A 17,484-nucleotide genomic window follows, 5' to 3' on the forward strand; every position below is an offset into this window, starting at 1 on the left:
GAGCTCCTCACAATATTATGAGACGCTATCGGGAAGAAGGGGCAATTCAGTGCGAATCGGCTTGCCAACAGAAATTAAAATCGATGAAAATCGGGTGGCGTTAACCCCAGCAGGGGTTATGGCCCTCACACGGGATGGGCACCAAGTTTTGGTGCAAGAAGGCGCCGGTATTGGCAGCGGATTTCTTGATGATCAGTACCGCAGTGCCGGAGCGACGTTAGTCCGTGATGCGGCCTCCGTATGGAACGAGGCGGACATGGTCGTGAAAGTCAAAGAGCCGTTACCAGACGAGTATCAGTATTTTCGTCGAGACTTGGTTCTCTTTACATACTTGCATTTGGCACCAGAACCAGGTCTCACTCATGCCTTGGTGGAATCGGGAATCACCGCGATTGCCTATGAAACGGTGCAAGCACCCGACGGCTCGTTACCATTGTTAACGCCGATGAGTGAAGTGGCCGGCCGAATGGCCACGCAAATCGGTGCTCATTTTTTGGAAAAGGCGCAAGGCGGCCGTGGAATTTTGTTAGGTGGGGTGCCTGGGGTCTTGCCCGGAAAGGTCCTCGTTATCGGAGGAGGCATCGTTGGCACGAACGCGGCCCGCATTGCGCTGGGCTTAGGGGCTGATGTCACGATCGTGGACATCAATGCCGATCGCCTAAGGCAGTTGGACGACATGTTTCATGGTCACGTGCGGACACTAATGTCCAACGAGTACAATATTGCCGATGCGGTGAAAACTGCGGATTTGCTTGTGGGAGCGGTATTAATTCCCGGTGCGCGGGCACCGCATTTGGTCAGTGAAGCGATGGTTCAAAGCATGCAGACAGGATCTGTGATTGTGGATGTTGCCATTGATCAAGGAGGGTCGATTGCGACGATTGATCATGTGACCACACACACGAATCCAACGTACGTGAAATATGGGGTGGTCCATTATGCCGTAGCTAACATGCCAGGAGCTGTGGCTCGCACGTCGACGCTGGCGCTTACCAATGTGACTTTGCGCTATGCGCGCCAGCTGGCACAGCATGGGGCAGTTCGGGCCATGCAGTTAGATCCGGCTTTAGCGAAGGGCTTAAATGTGTATCAGGGTCAGGTCACTTTTCAAGCCGTAGCAGAATCGCATAATCTTCCATACGTACCGGTTCAAGAAGTGATCGGCTAAGCGTTTGACGCGAAAACTGGATACAAGCTCCTCGAATTTTGTTCGGGGGGCCTTTTAATTTTTTACGAAGGCAACACAAAAAGCAGGACATTGGCAGCTATACGTCGAATTTGTTGAAATATCAATATAACGGACGAATATATCAGTAGAAATGGACGGGACGACATCATGAATACGATGGATCAGTGGGTCGATGAGTTTCGCTATTATCTGAGATTCGAACGCAATTTATCTGTGAACACAATTGATTCCTATGGACGAGATCTTCAGGATTATATGCAGTTTTTGGATAATTATCCCGAAGCCGGTACTGAGGCGGCAGTGGTGGCCTATATGGAATACTTGCAGAACACGAAGAAGTCGGAAGCGACGCAAGCTCGCCGATTAGCCGCTATCAAGGCGTTTTACCGCTTTTTGATACGTGAACAACATATTACCAACGATCCTACGGAGTTGTTAGTCGCCCCTAAAATGCCTCGGAAGCTGCCGGGCGTGCTGAGTGTAGACCAAGTGACGCGTTTAATTGAAGCGCCGGATGTGTCTAAGGAAACCGGTATTCGCGACCGGGCTATGCTCGAAATGCTCTACGCTACGGGATTGAGAGTGAGTGAATTGTGTCATTTGACGATCGATGATTGGTGGGCGGATCCGGGGCGCATTCGGTGTTTGGGAAAGGGATCCAAAGAACGGTTTGTCCCGCTTGGACGCATGGCGATGGTTTGGTTGTTACGCTATCTCGATGTCTCCCGGCCTATATTGGTGAAGGATTCCTCGGTCAAAACATTATTTTTAAGTCGCCAAGGGAAAGGTTTAACCCGTCAAGGGTTTTGGAAAGTACTTAAAAAATACGCGGCCGGGCTCGGAGTGACTCAGACGATTACCCCTCACACCTTGCGTCATTCTTTTGCGACGCACCTTTTGGAAAATGGAGCGGATTTGCGCGCAGTACAAGAAATGCTGGGCCACCAAGATATTTCAACCACCCAGATTTATACCCATGTGAGTCAAAATCGACTACGTCCGGTCTATGACAAAACCCATCCGCGCGCTTGATTGTCTGATCTTCCGCCGTAGGGCGGATGACGCATGAATTGCGTCAAGTTTGCCCCATACTACTCCCAAGCATAGCACTAGGGAGGCATAGGGCAATGGATTTTCGAAAAACGTGGCAACACTTGTTTCGTGCGAGTCAACTGGCCTTGTTTTTGGCGCTGATCTCTTCACCGATCGTCGGAGCACAAAGTCCTCCGGGACCACCTCCGATAAATGCCAAGGCCGCCGAGCTCGTCGATGCGAATTCGGGTCAAGTTCTTTATACGAAAAACGCTCAACAAGAATTACCGATGGCGAGCGTCACGAAATTAATGACGTTGTATATCGCCGTCAGGGCTATCGAACGGCACCAAATTCGTTTGCATGATATGGTTCCCGCTGATGAAGAGGCGTACCGCATTGGCGGTTCTCAGATTTGGTTGGAGCCAGGCGAACGCTTGAGTGTGGACCAGATGCTGAAAGCGGTGGCCGTAGGGTCGGCGAATGACGCTGCTTATGCCTTAGGGACTTATATTAGCGGGTCTGAAGCAGGATTTGTGCAACAAATGAATGAAACCGCCAAGGCGGCCCTCACGCTACCGCAAGAGGTCCAAGCCCCAGTGCGCGTGGGGCAAGCTTTAGGGCATTTAGAGATTAAAAGTGGCCGACATGTGATAAGGAGCGTCTCGATTGTGGCCGCTAAGCAGGTGGCACGCACGACCATTGGTGCCTTGACCTGGAAGTATTTGTGGAAACTGTTCACTTAAAACATATTGGAGGATAAGATGGATCCCATAGGTCGCCTACAAGCAGTACAACGCCAATTGGAGAATATGTTAGTGCGCTTGCGAAGCCAATTGTCGGTCAAAGAAACAGACTCGGTTGGCGCATTGAGCGCTTATGACAATCACCCTGCCGACTTGGCTACGGATACAGCTGCCCGCGAACTAGACGTGGGCATTGAGCGGGGGCTGGCCGAACAACAAGCCGAAGTGACTCGCGCCATAGAAAAAGTTGCCGAAGGTAGTTACGGTATCTGCGATCGGTGTCAACAGGCAATTGAACCCGAACGTTTAAAGGCGAAGCCGGAGGCGATATACTGCATCACGTGTCAAAAAGTTGTCGAGCCTCCCTACATACCGCTCGACCATCCGGTGGTGCCTATGCCCTTTGGGGACCGCGATGACATTCATCATGGGGATGTGGCAACAGATGGGGAGGATATTTGGCAAAGCATTGCGCAATGGGGGACATCGAATAGTCCGCAAGATACGCCTCCCGCTGTAGACTATCATGAAACCTATGTAGGTTTCGATGAACCGGTAGGATTTGTCGAACAAGTCGAATCCATTGTCGATGAGAATGGCGAGCCGTTGCTGGATGCTCTTCGCGTCAAAATGAAGCGGCAAGCGCGCAGTACGGAAGAAGAAAGTAGCGAATATCCTTCATAAGGCGGCCAAAAGCCGCCTTATTTCGCGCTATCTGCCGTGTATGATAGTAACAGGAAAAATTTGGCTGACAATGGAGGCCTTCTATGACTATTGTACACACGGTTCAAGGACGCCGCATTTTAGTGGCGGTCAACGGTGATTTAGACTTGACGAGTGCGGCGCCTCTGCGAGATGCTCTGGATGAATTACTCGAAAGATACCGGGATAAGGCGCTGGTTTTAGATCTTTCGGACGTGGAGTTTATCGACTCATCGGGACTCGGTGTGATTCTCGGGCGCTTTCGGAAAATGGGTGATCGGCCATTTTCATTAGTTGGAGTCAGACCGTCGGTCAAAGCGGTATTAGAACTCGCCGGCATCACCGACCTTTTGCCAGTGACGGATGCCACACGATCTGTTGTTAAAGACCAACGATAGGGACTGTGAATGGGCGCGAACTATGAGGAGGAGTAAATTGGTGACGAACATCATACACTTGCGATTTCTTTCCGTTCCGGAGAATGTGGGACTGGCTCGCGTTGCCATTGCCGCGCTCGCAGGACAAGCTGCCTTTTCGTTAAACGACATTGACGAAATCAAAGTGGCGGTATCTGAAGCGGTCTCAAATGCCATAATTCATGGATATCAAGGCCGGACTGATGGATGGGTTGAACTCTCGGGTACACTAGATGCTCAGCAAATTACTATTGTGGTCGAGGACTTTGGGGTCGGTATCCATGATGTGGACCAGGCGCGGCAAGCGTCTTATTCTACTGATCCTGAGCGCATGGGCCTTGGGTTTGTTTTCATGGAATCGTTTATGCACGGACTAACCGTGCAGTCTACGGTGGGCCAGGGCACCCGCGTGGAGATGCAGAGATTTGTGACCATTCAAGGGGAGTTATCCCGCGATGCCCAGTGAAGGGCATTGGCCAGGTCCCCAGGACGATACCCAATTATATCGTTTAGCCCAAGCCGGAGATCCCAACGCCCGACGGGATCTGGTAGAGAGACATTGGAACCTGATTTGGCATATAGTACACCGGTTCCAAGGACGGGGATATGATCCCGAAGACCTGTTTCAAGTGGGGGCTATTGGTTTATTGAAAGCCATTGATCGGTTTGACGTCGACCGCGGTCTAAAATTTTCTACGTATGCTGTCCCTCTTATCATGGGGGAAATTCGTCGTCATATGCGCGATGACCAGCCCATTCGGGTGGCCCGTTCCCTGCGCGAATTAGGAATGCGAGTGGAGCAAGTTCGTGGCTTATTGTCTCAACAATTAGGACGTGATCCTACTCCGGCCGAAGTCGCGCAAAAGATGGATATTGACCCGTCCGATATTGCTGAAGCGATGGAGGCGGTTCGTCCGCCAGCCTCCCTGAATCAAACCATCGAGTCATCAACCGGATCGGAAAAGCATTTGGGCGATGTCATCACGGATAGTTTGGGAGAAAACGAGTGGTTGGAACAGATGGCGTTAGGACAAGCTTTTAGTGCATTGGACGAACGTGAGCGCTTTATCTTACGAGCGCGCTTTGTGGAAGGCCGCACTCAGACGGAAGTCGCCCGGCAGTTGAAGGTTTCACAGGTGCAAGTGTCACGACTAGAACGACGCGCATTGGACCGGATGAAAGCCGCATTGACAGATCATGAAGGCAGCAGCGGAACAAATCCCATACGAGAATAAGGTCAATAGCCATTAGCCCATACTACTCCTGGACCTCCATGGTCGCCAGGAGTATTTTTTGTCACAGTGAGGAGGAGCGTATGGCTACGAAATCGCAACACCAGACTGATGAAATGCAAGAGTATCAGAAGATGGCGCAAGAAATGCGTCCTAAAAAACCGTTACTGAAAAATGTTTTGCTAGCCTTCTTTATTGGCGGATTTATTAGTGAGGTAGGGCAAGGCGTTCAATGGTTTTTCATGCAGCATGGAATGTCAGCGAAGGAAGCGACGTCACCAGTTACCGTTGTCATGATCGGATTGGGGGCCTTGTTAACGGGTTTGGGATGGTACGACCGTGTGGTGAAGTATGGCGGGATGGGGGGATCATTGCCGGTCACGGGCTTTGCTAACGCGATGGTCGCACCAGCCATGGAATTTCGTACGGAAGGGTTGGTTTTAGGAGTCGGAGCGAAATTGTTTACAGTTTTCTCCCACGACTTATCAACAAGGAGAGAGCATTCCTTGTATCGCACATGCGGTATCGGTCGAGTATCCATAAGCCACTGTCATTTCAATAGGAGGGACGGTCATGATGTTTTTCTGGGCTTTTGTGATTGGGGGACTCTTATGCGTTATCGCGCAATTGACTCTCGATCTCTTTCCGTTGACGCCAGCTCACGTGTTGGTACTGTTTGTGGTCATCGGCGCGGTTTTAGGGGGCGTGGGTTTGTACGGGAAATTAGTGTCCTTTGCGGGTGCGGGGGCGACCGTCCCATTAACCGGCTTTGGCTATACCCTAGTCACCGGTGTGGGTGAAGCTGTGAAGACCAAAGGGGTTTTGGGGCTGTTAACCGGAGGACTCACCGCGGCCGCCGGGGGAATTAAAGCTGCGGTGTTGTTTGGGTTGGCTGCCTCATTAGTTTTTAAACCGAAGGTATAACGATTAATGGTTGGACAAGGGGGAACGACGATGCCTAAAAAGACACCGATAATTATTGTGACGGATGGAGACCAAACAGCCTACCACGCGATCGAGGAAGCCAGCGCAGGATGGTGATACGGTAGACGTTTTGGCTGATGATGTGGGTGATGTACCAATTATTGGGCTTGGGGACCCGGGCAAAATGGGGGGGCATGATGCGATCGGTCATGGTGTACCGGCTACCCGCCGTGCACTCGAAGAAGTGTTACAAAGGAGTGGGTATCATGCCCGTTGAGCACGTCCATAAAAGCCAAGGTACGGTGAAGCCGGAAGAGGTTTCTGAAGATCTCAAACATAACGTGCAGTGGTTGAAGGACTATTTAGGATATAAAGAAACCTTTGATCTCATTGTTCGGGAATTTAAAATTGGGGCCCGTAATGTTGCCTTAATCTATCTGGATTCATTTGTTAGTCAGACGAACTTAACGTTGATTATGCAGGAACTGTTCAAAACCCCGGATGATCAACTTACGCATCCACGGTTACAGCGCTTGTTGAATCGAAAAATCCCTTTCATTGAAATCACGCCCGAAACGCAATTGGACAAAACGGCTGATCAGATTTTGGCCGGGCCAGCGGCACTGCTGGTCGATGGCATTAGCCACGCCATTGTGCTTGACGTCCGAAAATATCCCGACCGGACGCCTTCGGAGCCGTCGATGGAACGTGTGCTCCGAGGACCCAAAGATGGATTTGTCGAAACGCTAGTCTTTAACACCATCATGATTCGCCGACGTCTTCGCGATCCGAACTTGCGGATCGAGATTCATGAAGTCGGACGCCGTTCCCAAGCGGATGTGGCCATTATGTTCATCAAAGATATCGCCAATGATTTTTTTGTGAAGCAGATTCGGGAACGGATTAAGCATGTTGATGTGGATGCGCTGACCATGTCGGAAAAAGCTTTACAGGAATGGATTATCCGCAAGCCATGGTGGAATCCTTTTCCAAATAGTCGTTTTACCGAACGTCCTGACGTTGCGGCAGAGCACCTTACTGAAGGCCATGTTCTCGTCATGATTGACACGTCACCCAATGCAATGATTTTACCGGTGACATTCTTCTCGTTTTTGCAGTCCGTCGAAGAATATCACGAAGACGTTATGATTGGCACCTATCTAAAATGGGTACGGTTTTTAGGGGTCGCGTTATCATGGTTTGGCCCACCTTTATGGTATGCGTTGCTTGCTTCGCATACGGTATTACCGGACGGTTGGCAGGTTCTTATTCATCCCGCGGTAACCGAGGTGCCCGTATTCTGGCAGCTCGTCGGGGCAGAAATTGGGGTGGATTTGTTACGGTTAGCCCTGACATTTAGTCCCGATCCCCTTACTCAGTCCATGGGCTTTTTTGGAGCCATTGGCAGGGCGTTGGGAGCGGAATTTGTGCGCAAACCCCTCAATCGTAAAGTGATGCGTCCGTCGTTGACGTTGCCGCATGATCCGACCCATCGTCGACCAAAGCCCCGTTAAAGCCTAGGAAGTCGGCCCTTTTGGCCGACTTCTTTTGAGTGCGCCCGGCATGGGCGGTTTCTCTACGGGGAAAGTCCGGAACGGGGTTGGTGACACACCACCGTTAGCCAACAGCAAGGGTATCCGCCGTGAGGCGGAATCTGGAGGAAGCTCGCGGCAAAATCTCGACCCTGAGGAACACGAATTGCATATAAGGCCTGCCGCAAAGTCCTGTGGCAAGCCCAAGCTCACATCCGGGACGGTTACATGGGCGGTCGACATCGAGCTCAAGGCCGTCTTTGGCCACGCGAACCATGACATGCTCATGGCGCGTGTGGCACGCGAGTCGCCGACGTCTTATGCGGCGCTTCCTCGAAGCCAGAGTGTGAATCCACGGAGTCGTCGTACGGAACGTGGAAGGCACCCAACAGGGGGGCCATTGACTCCGCTGCTGGCCCATATCCTCTTGGATGACTTCGACCGAGAACTCACGAAACGGGGGCATCGCTTCGTTCGCTACGCGACGGTTCTAACGTCTATGTGATGAAGTCCGTTGTGAACGCATTGATGGCAGGCCTCTGCCTGTGGACGCAATGGAAACGGGTACGCACACGCTACCGGGAGCTTCGGATATGGAATGTGCCCGAGCAATGGGTGCACGTCATGGCGAGGACCGTGGGCAATACTCGAAACCTCAATAACGCGCTCGACACGGCATATTTCACACAGGCCTGGCTTAAGAGCGTTACGGAGCAATATCGATATCTGCGTCAATCTTCATAACCCGCTGTATGCGGACGTGCTTGTACGGTGGTGTGAGAGGTCGGGGGAGAGACGCCCCCTCCTACTCGATCTGGGGTCAAAGCAATGCTCGCTCCTAATGACAAGGGTCCGGACGGCTCTAAATTGTTGACCACGAAGGGCTTGAATGTTAGGCTAACAACAAATATGCCGTCCGCGAGGAGGATTGGATTGTTTCCTGATACCTATACCATCGATGACCGTTATCACATTTCTATTGGAGGACTGCCAATTAGGCAGTTAGCACAAGAGTTTGGCACGCCCCTTTATGTACTCGACTATGAGACCTTACGACACCGTATACGCAGCTTCCAACAAGCCCTCCAGGATATGAATCCTCCGGGACAAGCTTTTTATGCAGGAAAGGCTTTCCTGACCAAAGCGATGGCAGGTTTCTTGGAGCAGCAGCATATGGGCTTGGATGTCGTATCGGGTGGTGAGCTTTATACGGCGTTAGAAGGGGGGATGAACCCCTCCCGCATCATCTTTCACGGCAATGTGAAGACCGATGAGGAAATTCGTTTTGGCCTATTACGGGGCGTGGGGTACTTTGTTGTCGATTCCTTAGCGGAACTGGAAGCAATAAGCCGGATTGCTAAAGAAGTGGACAAGCCTGCACCGATTTTATTACGGCTGACCCCTGGAATCGAGGCCCATACCCATGCCTTCATTCAAACAGGGCAATTTGATTCGAAATTTGGCTTTGCCATGCAAGACGGTATTCATGAAGTGGCTTTACAGCGAGCTTTGACGCTCCCTTATCTCGAGCTCAAAGGGTTTCATGCCCATATTGGTTCCCAAATCTTTGATGAAGACCCTTTTGTGCATAATGCACAAAGACTGATGGAATTTATGCACGACGCGTTGGAGCGTTATCATTATTGGCCAGAAGTCGTCGATATTGGCGGAGGTTTTGGTGTGCAATATGGCCCAGATGATGATCCGCCCCAAGTGTCACGAATTTTGGCGCGGGTGAATGATGCCATGCAGCGGATGACACCTCACGGTTATGCGGTGCCCACAGTATTTATTGAGCCGGGCCGCGCCATTGTTGCGGAGGCTGGGGTGACCATTTACCAAGTGGGGGCGACCAAAACGGTTCCTGGTGGGAAACGTTATGCGGCCGTGGATGGAGGAATGGGGGACAATATCCGTCCCGCCTTGTATCAAGCGTCCTATACGGCCCAAGTTGACGGAAAAAATCCTGAGGACCGGGCGTTATACACCATTGCCGGGCGCTATTGCGAGAGCGGAGACATTCTTGTCAAAGATATTCCGCTGCCACCTATAGAACCAGGGGATTACGTGGTGGTTTTTGGAACCGGTGCCTATAATTTTGCGATGGCGTCAAATTATAACCGGGTGCCACGCCCCGCTGTCGTCTTAGTCTATAACGGTCAGGCCTCCTTATGGGTCAAACGGGAAAGCTACGAAGACATGGCGCACAACGATTTACCATGGCAGGATCCTGAAGAAGGTCTGTGGCGCTAAAAGCCATGTGCAAGGTCCATGCCAATAGGAGAACGCGATATTAGAAAAGGGGACCGTAGGTGAGGGGAATGACAACGACAAGAGACACCGTGTTATCGGGCATGCAGCCGTCGGGGGCATTGCACATTGGAAACTGGTTAGGCGCCTTAGAGAATTGGGTAGCGATGCAAGACGTCTATGAGTCCTATTTTATGGTGGCTGATTACCATTCTTTAACGACCGGCTACCACGATACCAGCGCTTTGCCGGGTTTGGTCTTCCAAATGGTGGTCGATTGGCTGGCGGCGGGATTGGATCCCCATCGGTCGATTATCTTTCGGCAGTCGGATGTGCCGCAGCACGCGGAACTCCATCTGCTCTTAAGCATGATCACGCCGTTAGGATGGTTAGAGCGCGTGCCTAGCTATAAAGAGAAACTGAAAGAATTAGCCCAACGAGACATCCATACCTATGGCTTTCTTGGTTATCCCGTGCTAATGTCGTCGGATATTTTGCTTTACCGTGCGCGCAAGGTTCCTGTGGGACAAGATCAGGTACCCCATGTGGAATTAACGCGGGAAATTGTTCGACGCTTTAATGGGCTCTATGGAGAAGTGCTGCCTGAGCCGGAGGCGATCTTGACTGAGGCTAAAGTCTTACCCGGTCTGGATGGCAAGAAGATGAGTAAGAGTTATGGAAACACCTTAGCCTTGGGTGAAAGTGCTAATGATGTCTCCCAAAAAATCCGGGTGATGATGACAGATCCGGCTCGGATTCGAAAATCGGACCCTGGCCATCCCGATGTGTGTCCCGTATTCAGTTTGCATAAGGTCTTTACCGCACCAGAGCGTGTTAGTGAAATAGATGTTGCTTGCCGTTCCGCGCAGATTGGCTGTGTTGATTGCAAGGCGATACTAGCCGGGGAAATCAATGCACGTCTTGACCCTATCCGTGAGGAACGTGTGCGGTGGGAACATCAACCGGAGCAGGTGCAGGAAATTCTTCATCAAGGGGCCATCAAGGCCAGAGAAGCGGCGCAAGAGACGTTGTCCTTGGTTAAAGACGCAATGCATCTGACCACCCTCGAGTGATACCGGAAGATGTCTTGCCAAAGACGCATTGGCAGGGAGATATCCATGCGTTGGCGGTGAAAGTTCGGCGGATGCCTATGTTAGCGCGGGAACTGCACCTTGTACACTTGGTGCAAGCGATATCGGAACGATGGCGCGAGGCCGCTGATTTGTACACGGTCAGTGATGAAGCGCCGGTCACGGCCTGGATCATTCGCCGAAAATCGGATTTGGTCTTGCCTCAAGATGAACCGGAAGACGATGAGATAGAGAGCGTTGTGGACGATCCGGCTGACATGCTGTGGCTAAGCGAGGGTGTGAGCCAGTTGCAAGAGGCATTGCGTCTTGCTCAGCGTTATCATGAGCGGTTAGTGTCTGAGGATGCGATGGACGTGTATCATCCTGTCAAAGGTGCCAGCGTCGCCAAGCTAATAGCTTCATGGCCTCATCTTCGAACACGTAAGACCGTGCCGGCCTTGCATCATGTCGCGGCTGAAGAAGACCCGTTGGAGCGCCGTATTCACCGTGTCTGGGAAAAAGTGCATCAGGCCGTAGATGGCGTTTCATTTGGTGAGGTGGTCCAATCGCACACACCTCATGAAGTGGTTGGAACTTTTTTAGCAGTGGTGCACTTATGGCATCAAAACCGCCTGACGGTAATCCAAGAAATGCCCTTTGAGGAAATGTGGTTGTGCGAAGTGAAAGAGGGAACATGAGCATGGATCTTGTGCGCGTATTGGAAGCTCTGCTGTTTTTGCAGCCAGAACCCGTGTCTGTCGAGCAAATTGGGTTATGGCTTGCTGTCTCAGATGACGAGGTCCCAAAGCTTGTCACGAGTTTAGCCAATAAGTTGGCGTCCACGGGATCGAGCTTGACTGTTCAGACGGTGGCAGGCCGTTACCGCTTAGCCACAGCCCCCGATTTAGATGAATTTTTGCGATTATGGCAAATTCTTAAAGCTTGGTATATTTTGGACATAAATGCCCCACTCTAGAAGAGGGGGTTTTTTTATGTGGGGCGTCGTAGTGGGCGGACTCTTGGTAGCCGTCTTGGTTCTCGTAGGATTTGCCAATATTACCACCACCATTGAAGTGACCGGGCGTGGGCGCTCGTGGGCGATGGCCTATACGGGCCAATTTCTGGCGTGGCGCAGCCGGTACGCCTGGACGGTGCCTATGACCCCTGCCCAGCATGTAAAGCCGATGACGGGATTTGACCCCAAAAAAGTCCATCGGGGTGTGAAATTCCTAAAAGTCTATTCGCGTTTCGTGCGCAAGCTATGGGACAGCACAACCGTAGAAAAGTTTTCCTGTGTGGTACATCTAGGTGTCAATGAGGCCTCGAGCACTGCGTTGCTCGTAGGGTTTTTGAATAATGTGATAGGGCCTTGGGTAAGCTTGCGCATAGCACCGCAATGTGAGAGCTGGCCGGAATATGGAGTCTATCCCTTATGGGACCAGATAGGCCTTACGGCACATATTCGTGCTACGGTTCGGTTTCGACCCGTTGACATGACCAAGGCGCTGATCGGGACGATCAGCGACTCTCTGGGGTTTTATAAGCAGCGTCAACAATAAAGGGAGTGAGATGATGGACACGGCGATGACAAACAATACGAATTCGGGCTATGGTGAAGGCCATCCCATTGAAGGTTTGATGAAGACCGCGATGGAATCCATTAAAGGCATGATTGATGTCAATACCGTTGTGGGGCAACCTGTGCAGACACCAGATGGGGGTACAATTATTCCGGTTTCGCGAGTATCATTTGGGTTTGCGGCAGGGGGAGGCGAATATTGGAAGCGAGAATCCGACACCCCAGGCCACCCTTTTGGTGGCGGCAGTGGAGCTGGTGTGACGGTCCATCCGGTCGGGTTTTTAGTGGCTCATGGGGACAATGTGCGGTTATTGTCGGTAGACCGGGGCGATGTGCTCGAGTCCTTGGTCAATAATGTTCCGCAGCTCATTGATCAAATCCAGCATCTTTTGGGTAAATCGTCAGATTCCTCACCGTCTAAGGACCATACGACGTTGGTGGATCCCCACACCATGGCTTAAGTCGTGAGAAGTTTATATAAAGGGATTATAGGATTTGGGTTGGTGGCCATTCCGATTCAACTGTATAAAGCGATGGATGATGACAAGATTACGATGCATTTGTTGCATGTGGTCTGTGGGTCCCGGATTCAGTACCGCAAACATTGTCCCGTATGCGATGTCGACGTCCAGCCTGATGACGTTGTACGTGGAGTGGAACTTCCCGATGGACGCTATGTGATTTTGCAACCGGATGAGGATTCCCAGACTTCCGCTGATCGCACCATTAACCTGGTCAGCTTTCACCAGTTGGGAGAAATTGACCCCGTGCTGTATCGACAGGCGTACTGGGTTAAGCCGTTACCCGGCGGAGAAAAAGCGTACCGTTTATTGACCGATACCTTGCAGGAAACAAGGACGGTAGGGCTGGCTACAATGACTTTGCGACAAAAGTTTTCGTTGTCAGTGATACGCCCGGTTCCGCCTCACGTGTTAATGTTGCATAGCCTCTACTTTCCGGAAAGTTTGCGCGAAGAAGGGAGAACCTTTGGACAGACCACGGCCGTCATTTCAGAAAAAGAACGGGATATGGCCAAGATGTTAGTCACGCAGATGCAAGAGCCGTTTGTCGAGGAGAATTATCCCAACTTAGCGCGTCGTGAACTTTTGGAACGCATTGAGGCGCTGGCACCAAACGCGCAACCGGCACCCGATGCGAGGGTCACAAAAGAGGTGCTGTCTTTGATGGAACAATTGCGTGCCTCTGTGGAACAAAGAACGCAGCGTGAACACCAAGCATGAGAGAACCGGGATTTTTTGTTCCGCCGATGCTGGCTGTCACCGCCCAAGAGCCATTTGATGACTCCCAGTGGATTTATGAAGTGAAGTGGGATGGCTATCGATGCCAGATTCATTGGAATGGAACATTGCGCTTGTATTCCCGTCAAGGGCATGATTTGCTCACACAATTTCCTGATCTGCAAGATGCGGGGACGTTTTTGCCGTTTCCCATGGTCTTAGATGCGGATCATCCGGGCCAACGGGTTCGGTTTTGGCAAAAGTTTCTCGCAGAATATCGACAGTGGGCTCTTGTGCCTTATGTGTCGCGTAGGAAGCACCACGGGGGCTGGTTATGGGCTATTGTGTCGGCCGAAACGCAATTACCCCTTGGGTTGTTGCCGGCGCCTCGTTCATGGTCGGTACCCGAAGAACTCCAGCAAACGTCGGCCGATATGGTACCGCTGAAACCTCCTCTTCATGCGGAGGTGTCGTACCGCATGTTAACAGATACGGGGCGCATGCGTCATGGCCGCATAAGAAGGTGGAGGCGGTAATGGATATTCCCCATCCGGAACGAATCATATTTCCTGGTAGCGGCGTGACCCGGCGCCAATTAGTCGAGTATTATGCGGCCGTGGGACCGGTATTGTTGTCGTATTATCGTAACCGCGCGCTGACCATGGTGCGCTGGCCGCACGGGCTAGGGGGCCCCCATTTCTTTCAAAGACATCCCGAGGGAAATAGCACCCAACCCATTACAGTCGATACGGTGGAACAGCTGATCTGGTGGGCTGCCCGTGGCACGATTGAATGGCATGTGCCGCTTAACACGTTGACAGCGCCAAACGAGCACGATTGGGCCGTAATTGACCTGGATCCACCCGGTAGCGAATGGACCCCGTTGATGCAAGCCGCGCGGATTATTCAAACCTTGTTGGACATGTTGCACGTGCCGCATGCCTTGAAGACCTCCGGCCGGCGCGGTTTGCACTTTTTTATACGTATTGAACCGGAAAATCCAGGACGTGTGATGGCTGCCATCAAGGCGCTCGCGTCTATTGCCGTTAAGACCTATCCGGAGGTGTTTACGGTGGAGCGATTAAAAGCGAAAAGGCAGAACAAGATGTACTTAGATTATTTGCAAAACGGTCCTGGGAGGACAATGATTGGGGTCTATTCCGTACGGTCTGAGGAACCGGGGACCGTGTCTTGTCCCTTACAGCCCGACGATTTGCACTATCCCGCCACGCATTGGACGATGGAGAGGGTATCAAAGAGGCTGCGACGTGAAGGAGATTTGTTTTCTTTGGTGCCAGCGATTCCTCTTGTGCAGGTTCTAAGCCGAGGCGGAATTCATGTAGACCACATGGCGGGGGACATAGGATGAAACGAAAAAAACCCGTACCCTTGGAACATTTGGTACAGCATTTGGTATCCTGGCCGACGCTAGAACCCTTTGTGAACAAGGGCTTAAACCTTCATGCGTATCAGATTGACAGTGTCCTGACTGTGGTCAATCAATTAGAAGGACGTGCTATCTTAGCTGATGAGGTCGGATTAGGCAAAACCATTGAGGCGGGGCTTATTATTGCGGAACTGAAGGCCCGCCAAATTATCAACCATGTGCTCGTATTGGTTCCCGCGGGGCTGATTACCCAATGGATTGCCGAACTGGAGCAAAAGTTTGGTTGGACAGCGTTGCATGATGCCCATGATACCGGCTGGCTCTGGGTGTTATCCATCGATCAAGCCAAACGCGCTCCGTTATATCAACAATTGCAATATGTGCCGTGGGACTTGGTTATCGTCGATGAGGCCCACCATCTGAAAAATACCCGAACCCTCAACTATCAACTCGTCCAGGGATTGACCGCGAAATTTATGGTTTTGCTCACCGCTACTCCAATGGAGAATGAATTGACCGAGCTTTACAATCTTGTCAATTTGGTGAAGCCAGGAAAATTTGGCAGTTACTTGCGCTTTTATCGGCAATTTATTTTAGATAAGCGCACGCCGAAGAATGCCCGAGCGCTGAGAAAACTTTTGGCCGAGGTGATGGTGCGTAATCAGCGCCAGAATGTGGGCCTGGAGCTTCCGCCTCGCGAAGTGACCCTTTGGCCTATTAGGCTTACCGATGCCGAGCGGCATTTATATGACACGATGACCCAGGCCCTCAAAACTGAATATCGGCACCGAATGCAAGGGAATGAAACGGTCTTGCCCCTGATTACGCTTCAACGCGAATTATGTTCTTCGCCGCATGCCTTAATGCCGACATTGGAATCTGCGGAGTGGCTTGGCCAACGCCAGCAGGAGTTGTTGGCGTTGGCCCGTTCCGTAGGGATGCCGGCCAAAATGCAAGCGGTGGTCGATGTGATTCGCGCGTTAGGCGGGAAATTTTTGGTGTTTACGGAGTACCGCGCGACGCAATTAGCGTTGGTTCAGTTTTTGCAGGAATCCGGCGTCGCGGCGCAACCTTTTCATGGCGGCTTGCGCCGCACAGAACGTGACCGCTTGATTCGTTGGTTTGAGGAAGGCGATCATGTGTTAGTTTCAACAGAGGCAGGGGGGCAAGGGCTGAATCTGCAGTTTTGTCATCAGTTGATTAACTTTGATTTGCCGTGGAATCCCATGCGGATTGAGCAGCGCATTGGGCGCATTCATCGTCTGGGGCAAACACATCCGGTTGAAATCTATAATCTCTTTACAGTAGATACGATTGAAGAACACATATTGCACCTCTTGCATGAGAAAATTGATTTGTTTCGCCATGTTATTGGCGAGATTGACGTTATCTTGCGCCACATGGAGCGCCGCGGGAGTCTTGAAAAGCGGCTGCTTGATATCTTTTTCTGGGAAGATGACCGTCAAGAGATCGAAACGCGTCTAGACGCTTTGGGACAAGAATTTCTTGCTGTGCGGCGCCGCTTATCATGGCCTGATAGTGGCGTGGAATCTGGAACGAGCCGTAGTAGCCAAACAACCACGGAATCAGTACACTAAAGAGAAAATATCTCCAATCAGAGGTCATAGGATTGCAGGTAGCTATTGTCCCTTGCGGCTAAGAAAGGGGGTGTCCAATATGGCGTTTTTAAGTGACCGTGATCGTCAAACATTGGCCGAGATGTTTCGGGACCTGAAATTTCCCGTGCATCTGGAGCTGTTTATCAATCCGGATCAAGAATGGAGCCAGCATGCCCAGGGGATTCTCTCCGAAGTGGTCGGTTTGATGCCGGATCTGCTGCACCGATTGCGGGAGAAATCGCTTCATTACATTCGCAATTTGGAACGCGATATTACGATGCAAGTCTTTGTCACGCCCACGTGACCTCATTGTCCCCGGGCAGTTCGCCTGGTACATCAGATGGCGTTGGCCAACCCTGTGAGGGTCCGCGCTGAATCAGTAGACGCGAACGAATTTCTAGAATGGGCGGACCAAGAATCCGTGTATTCGGTACCGAAAACCGTACTGACGACCAAGGATCCTGCAAGGTCAGTGTCGTTTGAAGGCGCCGTCAGTGAGGAATACATGATTCGTCAAATTAAATTACTGCTGGATGATACCGGACAGGTTGATTTAGGGAGTTGAAGA

23 protein-coding genes and 2 pseudogenes are annotated in these 17,484 nt (G+C 51.5%); all 25 read left to right on the top strand.

Annotated features, from left to right (window positions below):
• Window positions 1-49 precede the first annotated feature (49 nt).
• The 25 genes and pseudogenes from ald (at window position 50) to ORD20_RS14425 (ending at window position 17,481) form a co-directional block, all read left to right on the top strand.
• On the top strand, window positions 50-1,168 hold the full coding sequence (ald, locus tag ORD20_RS14305) for an alanine dehydrogenase (RefSeq protein WP_103375377.1): 1,119 nt from the start codon (window positions 50-52) through the stop codon (window positions 1,166-1,168).
• A 177-nt stretch (window positions 1,169-1,345) separates the two neighbouring features.
• A complete protein-coding gene (xerD, locus tag ORD20_RS14310; protein WP_103375522.1) occupies window positions 1,346-2,221 on the top strand; it encodes a site-specific tyrosine recombinase XerD in 876 nt (291 codons plus the stop codon).
• Between the two features lie 95 nt (window positions 2,222-2,316).
• Window positions 2,317-2,967 carry a serine hydrolase gene (locus tag ORD20_RS14315; protein WP_430626283.1) on the top strand — a complete coding sequence of 217 codons (651 nt, stop codon included), beginning with the start codon at window positions 2,317-2,319 and terminating at the stop codon, window positions 2,965-2,967.
• A gap of 18 nt (window positions 2,968-2,985) precedes the next feature.
• Window positions 2,986-3,651, top strand: a complete 666-nt coding sequence (locus ORD20_RS14320; RefSeq protein ID WP_103375379.1) for a TraR/DksA C4-type zinc finger protein — start codon at window positions 2,986-2,988, stop codon at window positions 3,649-3,651.
• An 83-nt stretch (window positions 3,652-3,734) separates the two neighbouring features.
• Entirely contained in the window at window positions 3,735-4,067 is a 333-nt protein-coding gene (locus tag ORD20_RS14325; RefSeq protein ID WP_103375380.1) for an STAS domain-containing protein, read from the top strand.
• 37 nt (window positions 4,068-4,104) lie between these two features.
• Window positions 4,105-4,551 (top strand): anti-sigma F factor, encoded by a 447-nt coding sequence (gene spoIIAB, locus ORD20_RS14330; protein ID WP_173677086.1) that lies wholly within the window; start codon window positions 4,105-4,107, stop codon window positions 4,549-4,551.
• Window positions 4,541-5,320 carry a SigB/SigF/SigG family RNA polymerase sigma factor gene (locus ORD20_RS14335; RefSeq protein ID WP_103375382.1) on the top strand — a complete coding sequence of 260 codons (780 nt, stop codon included), beginning with the start codon at window positions 4,541-4,543 and terminating at the stop codon, window positions 5,318-5,320. The genes spoIIAB and ORD20_RS14335 overlap by 11 nt, the downstream gene beginning before the upstream one ends.
• Window positions 5,321-5,463: 143 nt before the next feature.
• A pseudogene (locus ORD20_RS14340) lies at window positions 5,464-5,781 on the top strand (SpoVA/SpoVAEb family sporulation membrane protein); the annotation flags it as partial.
• A 34-nt stretch (window positions 5,782-5,815) separates the two neighbouring features.
• Window positions 5,816-5,860 (top strand): annotated as a pseudogene (locus ORD20_RS14345) (hypothetical protein); the annotation flags it as partial.
• A 30-nt stretch (window positions 5,861-5,890) separates the two neighbouring features.
• Entirely contained in the window at window positions 5,891-6,241 is a 351-nt protein-coding gene (gene spoVAE / locus ORD20_RS14350) for a stage V sporulation protein AE (RefSeq protein ID WP_103375385.1), read from the top strand.
• 64 nt (window positions 6,242-6,305) lie between these two features.
• Complete coding sequence (locus tag ORD20_RS14355) at window positions 6,306-6,518, top strand: stage V sporulation protein AE (protein ID WP_430626284.1); 213 nt, start codon at window positions 6,306-6,308, stop codon at window positions 6,516-6,518.
• On the top strand, window positions 6,508-7,755 hold the full coding sequence (locus ORD20_RS14360) for a spore germination protein (RefSeq protein WP_430626285.1): 1,248 nt from the start codon (window positions 6,508-6,510) through the stop codon (window positions 7,753-7,755). The genes ORD20_RS14355 and ORD20_RS14360 overlap by 11 nt, the downstream gene beginning before the upstream one ends.
• A 49-nt stretch (window positions 7,756-7,804) precedes the next feature.
• Window positions 7,805-8,278: a hypothetical protein gene (locus ORD20_RS14365; protein ID WP_103375387.1), complete on the top strand. Its 474-nt coding sequence runs from the start codon at window positions 7,805-7,807 to the stop codon at window positions 8,276-8,278.
• 428 nt (window positions 8,279-8,706) lie between these two features.
• Entirely contained in the window at window positions 8,707-10,026 is a 1,320-nt protein-coding gene (gene lysA, locus ORD20_RS14370; RefSeq protein ID WP_103375388.1) for a diaminopimelate decarboxylase, read from the top strand.
• Window positions 10,027-10,094: 68 nt separating this feature from the next.
• Window positions 10,095-11,096: a tryptophan--tRNA ligase gene (gene trpS, locus ORD20_RS14375; RefSeq protein WP_103375389.1), complete on the top strand. Its 1,002-nt coding sequence runs from the start codon at window positions 10,095-10,097 to the stop codon at window positions 11,094-11,096.
• 14 nt (window positions 11,097-11,110) lie between these two features.
• Entirely contained in the window at window positions 11,111-11,791 is a 681-nt protein-coding gene (locus ORD20_RS14380) for a hypothetical protein (RefSeq protein ID WP_146039032.1), read from the top strand.
• A 2-nt stretch (window positions 11,792-11,793) separates the two neighbouring features.
• A complete protein-coding gene (locus ORD20_RS14385) occupies window positions 11,794-12,069 on the top strand; it encodes an SMC-Scp complex subunit ScpB (protein ID WP_430626286.1) in 276 nt (91 codons plus the stop codon).
• Window positions 12,070-12,085: 16 nt separating this feature from the next.
• Window positions 12,086-12,652: a hypothetical protein gene (locus ORD20_RS14390; RefSeq protein ID WP_103375392.1), complete on the top strand. Its 567-nt coding sequence runs from the start codon at window positions 12,086-12,088 to the stop codon at window positions 12,650-12,652.
• Between the two features lie 25 nt (window positions 12,653-12,677).
• Window positions 12,678-13,133 carry a GerW family sporulation protein gene (gene ytfJ / locus ORD20_RS14395; protein ID WP_103375524.1) on the top strand — a complete coding sequence of 152 codons (456 nt, stop codon included), beginning with the start codon at window positions 12,678-12,680 and terminating at the stop codon, window positions 13,131-13,133.
• 42 nt (window positions 13,134-13,175) lie between these two features.
• Complete coding sequence (locus ORD20_RS14400) at window positions 13,176-13,913, top strand: Ku protein (RefSeq protein WP_242968483.1); 738 nt, start codon at window positions 13,176-13,178, stop codon at window positions 13,911-13,913.
• Window positions 13,910-14,446: a hypothetical protein gene (locus ORD20_RS14405; protein ID WP_430626287.1), complete on the top strand. Its 537-nt coding sequence runs from the start codon at window positions 13,910-13,912 to the stop codon at window positions 14,444-14,446. The genes ORD20_RS14400 and ORD20_RS14405 overlap by 4 nt, the downstream gene beginning before the upstream one ends.
• Window positions 14,446-15,279 (top strand): DNA primase, encoded by an 834-nt coding sequence (locus ORD20_RS14410; RefSeq protein WP_103375395.1) that lies wholly within the window; start codon window positions 14,446-14,448, stop codon window positions 15,277-15,279. The genes ORD20_RS14405 and ORD20_RS14410 overlap by 1 nt, the downstream gene beginning before the upstream one ends.
• A complete protein-coding gene (locus ORD20_RS14415) occupies window positions 15,276-16,895 on the top strand; it encodes a DEAD/DEAH box helicase (protein ID WP_103375396.1) in 1,620 nt (539 codons plus the stop codon). Before ORD20_RS14410 ends, ORD20_RS14415 begins: the two co-directional genes overlap by 4 nt.
• A gap of 79 nt (window positions 16,896-16,974) precedes the next feature.
• Window positions 16,975-17,220, top strand: coding sequence for a hypothetical protein (locus ORD20_RS14420; protein WP_430626288.1), 246 nt, complete (start codon window positions 16,975-16,977; stop codon window positions 17,218-17,220).
• A 36-nt stretch (window positions 17,221-17,256) separates the two neighbouring features.
• On the top strand, window positions 17,257-17,481 hold the full coding sequence (locus ORD20_RS14425) for a hypothetical protein (protein WP_146039033.1): 225 nt from the start codon (window positions 17,257-17,259) through the stop codon (window positions 17,479-17,481).
• Window positions 17,482-17,484 lie beyond the last annotated feature (3 nt).

The sequence above is a fragment of the Sulfobacillus thermotolerans genome (assembly GCF_039623705.1).
GTDB classification, from domain to species: Bacteria; Bacillota; Sulfobacillia; order Sulfobacillales; family Sulfobacillaceae; genus Sulfobacillus; species Sulfobacillus thermotolerans.

Bases quoted from the DNA above. Each gene is read 5' to 3' on its own strand.
- ORD20_RS14405 (WP_430626287.1), top strand. From the start codon at position 13,910: ATGAGAGAACCGGGATTTTTTGTTCCGCCGATGCTGGCTGTCACCGCC.
- ORD20_RS14410 (WP_103375395.1), top strand. From the start codon at position 14,446: ATGGATATTCCCCATCCGGAACGAATCATATTTCCTGGTAGCGGCGTG.
- spoVAE (WP_103375385.1), top strand. From the start codon at position 5,891: ATGATGTTTTTCTGGGCTTTTGTGATTGGGGGACTCTTATGCGTTATC.
- trpS (WP_103375389.1), top strand. From the start codon at position 10,095: ATGACAACGACAAGAGACACCGTGTTATCGGGCATGCAGCCGTCGGGG.
- ORD20_RS14355 (WP_430626284.1), top strand. From the start codon at position 6,306: ATGGAGACCAAACAGCCTACCACGCGATCGAGGAAGCCAGCGCAGGAT.
- ORD20_RS14425 (WP_146039033.1), top strand. From the start codon at position 17,257: ATGGCGTTGGCCAACCCTGTGAGGGTCCGCGCTGAATCAGTAGACGCG.
- ORD20_RS14385 (WP_430626286.1), top strand. From the start codon at position 11,794: ATGGATCTTGTGCGCGTATTGGAAGCTCTGCTGTTTTTGCAGCCAGAA.
- ORD20_RS14325 (WP_103375380.1), top strand. From the start codon at position 3,735: ATGACTATTGTACACACGGTTCAAGGACGCCGCATTTTAGTGGCGGTC.
- ORD20_RS14365 (WP_103375387.1), top strand. From the start codon at position 7,805: ATGGGCGGTTTCTCTACGGGGAAAGTCCGGAACGGGGTTGGTGACACA.
- ORD20_RS14420 (WP_430626288.1), top strand. From the start codon at position 16,975: ATGGCGTTTTTAAGTGACCGTGATCGTCAAACATTGGCCGAGATGTTT.
- ORD20_RS14415 (WP_103375396.1), top strand. From the start codon at position 15,276: ATGAAACGAAAAAAACCCGTACCCTTGGAACATTTGGTACAGCATTTG.
- ORD20_RS14360 (WP_430626285.1), top strand. From the start codon at position 6,508: ATGCCCGTTGAGCACGTCCATAAAAGCCAAGGTACGGTGAAGCCGGAA.
- ORD20_RS14315 (WP_430626283.1), top strand. From the start codon at position 2,317: ATGGATTTTCGAAAAACGTGGCAACACTTGTTTCGTGCGAGTCAACTG.
- ytfJ (WP_103375524.1), top strand. From the start codon at position 12,678: ATGACAAACAATACGAATTCGGGCTATGGTGAAGGCCATCCCATTGAA.
- xerD (WP_103375522.1), top strand. From the start codon at position 1,346: ATGGATCAGTGGGTCGATGAGTTTCGCTATTATCTGAGATTCGAACGC.
- ORD20_RS14335 (WP_103375382.1), top strand. From the start codon at position 4,541: ATGCCCAGTGAAGGGCATTGGCCAGGTCCCCAGGACGATACCCAATTA.
- ORD20_RS14320 (WP_103375379.1), top strand. From the start codon at position 2,986: ATGGATCCCATAGGTCGCCTACAAGCAGTACAACGCCAATTGGAGAAT.
- ORD20_RS14390 (WP_103375392.1), top strand. From the start codon at position 12,086: ATGTGGGGCGTCGTAGTGGGCGGACTCTTGGTAGCCGTCTTGGTTCTC.